Origin of the sequence: Acidovorax sp. HMWF018 (assembly GCF_003061035.1) — a bacterium.
In the GTDB taxonomy this organism is placed as follows: domain Bacteria; phylum Pseudomonadota; class Gammaproteobacteria; order Burkholderiales; family Burkholderiaceae_C; genus Acidovorax; species Acidovorax delafieldii.
Genome location: NZ_QAIM01000166.1, coordinates 1 through 5,369, shown reverse-complemented (window position 1 = coordinate 5,369; position 5,369 = coordinate 1). Strand labels below are relative to the sequence as shown.

The following is a 5,369-nucleotide window of genomic DNA, read 5'->3' as shown; positions in this document are numbered from 1 at the left end:
TCCACGGGCGTGGCGGCCATGGCCTCGTAGAACGCGAACACGGTGTCGCGGGGCCAGTAGTACAGCAGCGGGCCGAGAGAGAGTTTCATGGGGCGGTCTCCGGGGGTTTTGTCATTGTGGAGAAGCACTACTTCCAGGGGCGGTGGTAGGCGCCCAGCGTGTGCTGCTGGCCTTCTGCCACTTGGTCCAGGCTGGCCATCCAGCGCGTCTTGGGCGCATAGCGGTGCGGGTAGGCCAGGCACTGGTCCATGGCCTCGCGCCAGACCTGGGTGACCTGCGCCACATAGGCGGGGCTGCGCTGGCGGCCTTCGATCTTGATGGCGCGCACACCCATCTTGAGCAGCTGGGGCAGCAGCTCCAGCGTGTTGAGGCTGGTGGGCTCTTCGATGGCGTAGTAGTTCTCGTCATCCCCCACGTCGAAACGGCCCTTGCACAGTGTGGGGTAGCCCGCGTTCTCGCCGGGTGCATAGCGGTCGATGAGCACACCGTTCAGGCGCGACTCGCGGCCCTGCGGGGTCTCCACCCAGCGCACGGCCTTCGGGGGCGAACACACGCCGTGCGTGTTGGGCGATTCGCCCGTCGCGTACGACGACAGCGCACAGCGCCCCTCGACCATTACGCACAGACTGCCAAAACCGAACACCTCGATCTCGACCGGCGTGCGGTCGATGACCTGGCGTACCTGCTCCATCGACAGCACACGCGGGAGCACGGCGCGCACGATGCCGAACTGCTCGCGGTAGAAGTTGATGGCCTCGTAGTTGGTGGCCGAGCCCTGCACCGACAGGTGCAGCCGCAGCTGGGGATGGTGCTGCACCGCGTATTGCATGAGGCCGGGGTCGGCCAGGATGACGGCGTCCACGTCCAGGTCCACCGCCTTGTCCAGGGCGCTGCGCCAGGGCCCCGGGTTGGCGGCCTGCGGGTAAGTGTTGAGTGCCATGAAGACCTTGCAGCCGCGCGCATGGGCATGGCCAATGCCCTGGGCAATGGCCGCCTCGTCGAAGTTGAGGCCCGCAAAGTTGCGCGCGTTGGTGGCGTCGCGCAAGCCCAGGTAGACACAGTTGGCGCCGTGGTCCACAGCGGCCTTCAGGGCGGGCAGGCTGCCCGCGGGGCAAACCAGTTCCATGGCAGGGCCAGCCGCCTCGGGCAAGGCGGTGGCCGTCGATTTCAAGGGATCCATCACAAGCATTCAAACGCTGGCCCCGGTGGGGAGCCACAGCACTGGGCGCCACCATACGGGGGGCTCCCCGCGCATCCGCTGATCTTCATCAACGGCAGTGCACAATGCCGGAGCAAAGCAGTCGGGTTTTGATGTGCTCCAGCCTTCCCGGCGTTCCACACTGCCCACCGGCCTTGACTTGCGTCCAGTGCCCTGCGTGGGACATCCATTTCATAAAGACGCCAAAAGGCGCCCTCTGCCGTGAACAAGAACCTGTGGTTGCTGGCCCTGTGCCAAGGCCTTTTCCTGACCAACAACGTCGTCTTCATCGCCATCAACGGGCTGGTGGGACTGCAGCTCGCGCCCTTTGGCTGGATGGCCACACTGCCGGTGATGGGCTATGTGGTGGGCGGTGCGCTGTCCACGCCGCTGGTGGCGCACAGCCAGGCGCGATGGGGGCGCAAGGTGTCGTTCCAGATCGGGCTGGCAGTGGCCGTGGTGTCGGCCGCGCTGTGTGCCTGGGCCGCGTTCAGCGCCAGCTTCTGGCTGCTGTGCACGGCCACGGTGGTGGCGGGCTACTACAGCGCCAACGGTGGCCTGTACCGCTTTGCGGCCGCCGAACTGGCCAAGCCGGACTACCGCGAAAAGGCCGTGTCGCTGGTGCTGGCCGGTGGCCTGCTGGGCGCCGTGGCAGGTCCCAACCTGGCCAGCGCCACGCGCACGCTGTTCCCGGTGCCGTTTGCCGGTGCCTACATCGCGCTGATGGGCGTGGCGCTGTTATCCATGCTGTGCATGGCGGCGATCCGCTTCGAGACGCAGTCCGTGGTGCTCAATGCGGCGGGGCAGCGCGAGCAAGGGCGCCCGCTCAAGGTGCTGATGCGCCAGCCTGCCTTCATCGTGGCCATTGTGGGTGCCGCACTGGGTTATGGCGTGATGAACCTGTTGATGGCGGCCACGCCGCTGGCCATGCAGGTGTGTGGCTTTGACTTTGATGCCTCGGCGCTGGTGCTGGAGTGGCATGTGATCGGCATGTTCGCTCCCGGCTTTGTCACCGGCCACCTCATCAAGCGGTTTGGTGTGCTGCCCATCATGGGCACCGGGGTGTTGCTCAACCTGGCGTGTGTGGCGGTGGCGCTGATGGGCGTGGAGCTGCACCACTTTGGCATTGCGCTGTTCTTTCTGGGCGTGGGCTGGAACTTCCTGTTCACCGGCTCCACCACGCTGGCCATGACGGCCTACCGGCCGGAGGAGAAGGACCGCGCCCAGGCGGCCATCAACTTCTGCGTGTACGCCACGCTGGCGCTGAGCGCGTTCTCGTCGGGCGTGCTGGTCACCACACAGGGCTGGACGCTGCTGAATGCCGGATCGCTGGTGCCCATTGTGGTGACGGGGCTGGCGCTGGCCTGGCTGGGTCTGCAGCGCAAGCGCGTTTCACGCGGCGTCTGAAGGCACCTCAGCCGCAGCGCCTTCTGCGGCCACCGTGGTGCGCAGCCACTGTGCAAAGGCCGCCACCGCAGGGTCTTCCAGGCGCCCCGGCGCCACGAACAGGCTGTAGCCCCGCGCACCGCTGTCGTGGTGCGGATGGGCCAGCACCAGCTCGCCCGATTGCAGTTCGCGCTCCACAAAATACCGGGGCACCAGGCCAATACCCAGATCGGCGCGCACCGCCTCCACCAGCATCGAGAACAGATCAAAGCGGTGGCCGCCCAGGGTGTGGGCCGGCACGCGCGCGATGCCCGCGCGGCCCAGCCAGTCGTCCCACGCCCCCAGGCGGGAGCTGAGCTGCAACAGCGGCACAGCCCGGAAGTCGCCGCGCTCTGTCGCACGCCGGTGGCGCGACTGCGGTGCACACACGGCCACGCAGACCTCGGGCATCAGGGGCGCGGGGACCACGCCGGGCCAGGCCGCGTCGTCGTACTGCACGGCAACGTCGAACGGGATCTCCGCCATGTAGATCTGCGTGGGGTACACCTGCAAGTGCAGGCTGCAGCCTTTGTGCTGTGCGAGGAAGGCCGGCAGCCGGGGCAGCAGCCAGCGCTCGGCAAACACCGGCACGCAACCCACCAGCAGGCGCGCGCCATCGGGCCGCTGGGCCATGGCTTCGAGGGTGTGGTTCTGCAGCCGCAGCAGGTCGCCCACGATCTGCGCGTGGTAGTGGCGGCCCACGTCGGTGAGGGTGGAGCCCCGCGCGCCACGCTGCACCAGCTGCAGGCCCAGCTGGCCCTCCAGCAGGCGCAGCTGCTGGCTCACGGCGCTGTGGGTGAGGCAGAGTTCTTCGGCAGCCTTGCTCACGCCGTGGTGGCGCGCCACAGCATCAAAAACAAGCAGGGCACGGGTGCTGGGGATGTGTTTGCGCATGTAAGAAAAACTGTCGGCTCGGCAGATTAAAGCAGACCCCAGGGGCCGGGTTCGGTCCAACAATTGCATGGCACTGCATGCCGGCCCGCGGCTCCATCCACGATGGCTGGACAGGCCGGTCGCTCCTTCCGTTTGTGTTCGTGTTTCGCTGGATCACCATGACTCTCCCTCTCCATACCTTCCGTGCCACAGCCCTTGCGGGTGCCATGGCCCTCGCCTGCGCCGCCTTGCTGCCCTCTGCAGCCTATGCACAGTTCGGCGCCGTGGCGCCCACGCCCACCACGCTGCGTCCCGCCGTGGACAAGGCCTACGGCCAGCTGATGGCCGCACCCCAGATCCTGCAGCTGCTCGACGCCGTGAAGGCCGACCACGACCGCGCCACCGAAGACCTGCGCATGCTCACCGAGATCGAGGCGCCGCCGTTCAAGGAACAAAAGCGTGCCGAAGCCTTCCTGGCCCGGCTCCAGGCCCTCGGCCTGACCAATGCCGCCATCGATGCCGAAGGCAATGTGGTGGGCGTGCGCAAGGGCACGGGCAACGGGCCCAAGCTGGTCATCTCGGCCCACCTGGACACCGTGTTCCCCTCCGGCACCGACGTGAAGGTGAAGGAGCGCGACGGCAAGCTGTATGCGCCCGGCATCTCCGACAACACGCGCGGACTGGCCGTGCTGCTGTCGTGGCTCAAGGTGCTGAACGACCAGAAGATCGCCACCGTGGGCGACCTGGTGTTTGTGGGCAATGTGGGCGAGGAAGAGCTGGGCAACCTGCGCGGCATGAAGCACCTGTTCAAGGAACACCTCGACATCGACGGCATGGTGGCGCTGGAGCCAGCGCCCGATGGCACGGTGCTGGTGCTGGGCACGGGCAGCCACCGCCACGAGGTGACCTTCAAGGGCCCGGGCGGCCACAGCTACGCCGCGTTCGGCGAGGTGCCCAGCGCCATCCACGGCATGGGCCGCGCCATTGCCAAGATCGCCGAGATCCGCACCCCCAAGAGCCCCAAGACCACCTTCACCGTGGGCACCGTGGGCGGCGGCACGTCCGTCAACACCATCGCGCCGGATGCGCGCATGGCGGTGGACATCCGCTCCGACGAAATGGCCCCGCTGCTGGCCACCGAAAAGCAGGTGCTGGCCGCCGTGGACAGCGCCGTGACCGAGGAGAACGCACGCTGGGGCGTGAACACCCTGAGCGCATCGACCAAGCTCATCGGCGACCGGCCCGGTGGCCGCACCGCCGCCGACGCGTTGATCGTCGAGGCTGCCGTGCGCGCCAACACCGCCTTTGGCCGCAAGACGGTGCTGGCCGGTGCCAGCACCGATGCCAACGTGCCCATGGCGCTGGGCATCCCCGCCATCGTGATCGGGGGCGGCGGCAAGACGGGCGGCTTCCACGCGCTGTCGGAGTGGATCGACCTGACGGATGCCTGGAAGGGCGCCCAGACCTCGCTGGTCACGGTGCTGGGGCTGGTGGGGGTACAAGGTGTGAGTGCGCCGCTGCTCGACAAGCGCCCACCCCGCACCAAGTAGTGGCGCGGCACCCCAGCGGCGTCGCCCCGTTCACGATTGTTGACACGAAAGCGCCGCCGAGGTGCGTACCATGGATGGTTACGTCCGGGCTGGCGCACTGCCGCCCTTCATTCCTCTGCAGGAGAACACCATGGGTTTGCTCGATTCCGTTCTGGGTGCCGTCATCAACAACGCGTCGCAAGGTGGCAGTGGCGCCGCTGCGGCGGGTGGGGCCGGTGGTGGCCTGGGAGGGCTGATCAGCCTGGCCGCACAAAACCCGCAACTGGTGCAGGCCGTGATGCCCCTGATCAGCAACGATGGCCCGGTGGGCGGCCTTCCGGGGC

General features: G+C 67.6%; 4 protein-coding genes and 1 pseudogene. 3 read left to right on the top strand and 2 right to left on the bottom strand.

Annotation, left to right across the window (positions count from 1 at the left end):
• Positions 1–127 precede the first annotated feature (127 nt).
• Entirely contained in the window at positions 128–1,180 is a 1,053-nt protein-coding gene (locus DBR23_RS06335) for a peptidase U32 family protein (RefSeq protein ID WP_199227647.1), read from the bottom strand.
• Positions 1,181–1,420: 240 nt separating this feature from the next.
• Here DBR23_RS06335 and DBR23_RS06330 point away from each other — a divergent pair, with 240 nt between their 5' ends.
• Positions 1,421–2,605, top strand: a complete 1,185-nt coding sequence (locus DBR23_RS06330; RefSeq protein ID WP_108497669.1) for an MFS transporter — start codon at positions 1,421–1,423, stop codon at positions 2,603–2,605.
• On the opposite strand, the gene DBR23_RS06325 is transcribed toward DBR23_RS06330, so the two are convergent.
• Positions 2,591–3,517, bottom strand: coding sequence for a LysR family transcriptional regulator (locus DBR23_RS06325; RefSeq protein ID WP_108497668.1), 927 nt, complete (start codon positions 3,515–3,517; stop codon positions 2,591–2,593). The two genes, DBR23_RS06330 and DBR23_RS06325, sit on opposite strands and share 15 nt — an antisense overlap.
• Before the next feature lie 158 nt (positions 3,518–3,675).
• On the opposite strand from DBR23_RS06325, the gene DBR23_RS06320 reads away from it, so the two are divergent.
• Positions 3,676–5,046, top strand: a complete 1,371-nt coding sequence (locus DBR23_RS06320; RefSeq protein WP_108497671.1) for a M20/M25/M40 family metallo-hydrolase — start codon at positions 3,676–3,678, stop codon at positions 5,044–5,046.
• 70 nt (positions 5,047–5,116) lie between these two features.
• Positions 5,117–5,369: pseudogene (locus tag DBR23_RS06315) on the top strand (hypothetical protein); the annotation flags it as partial.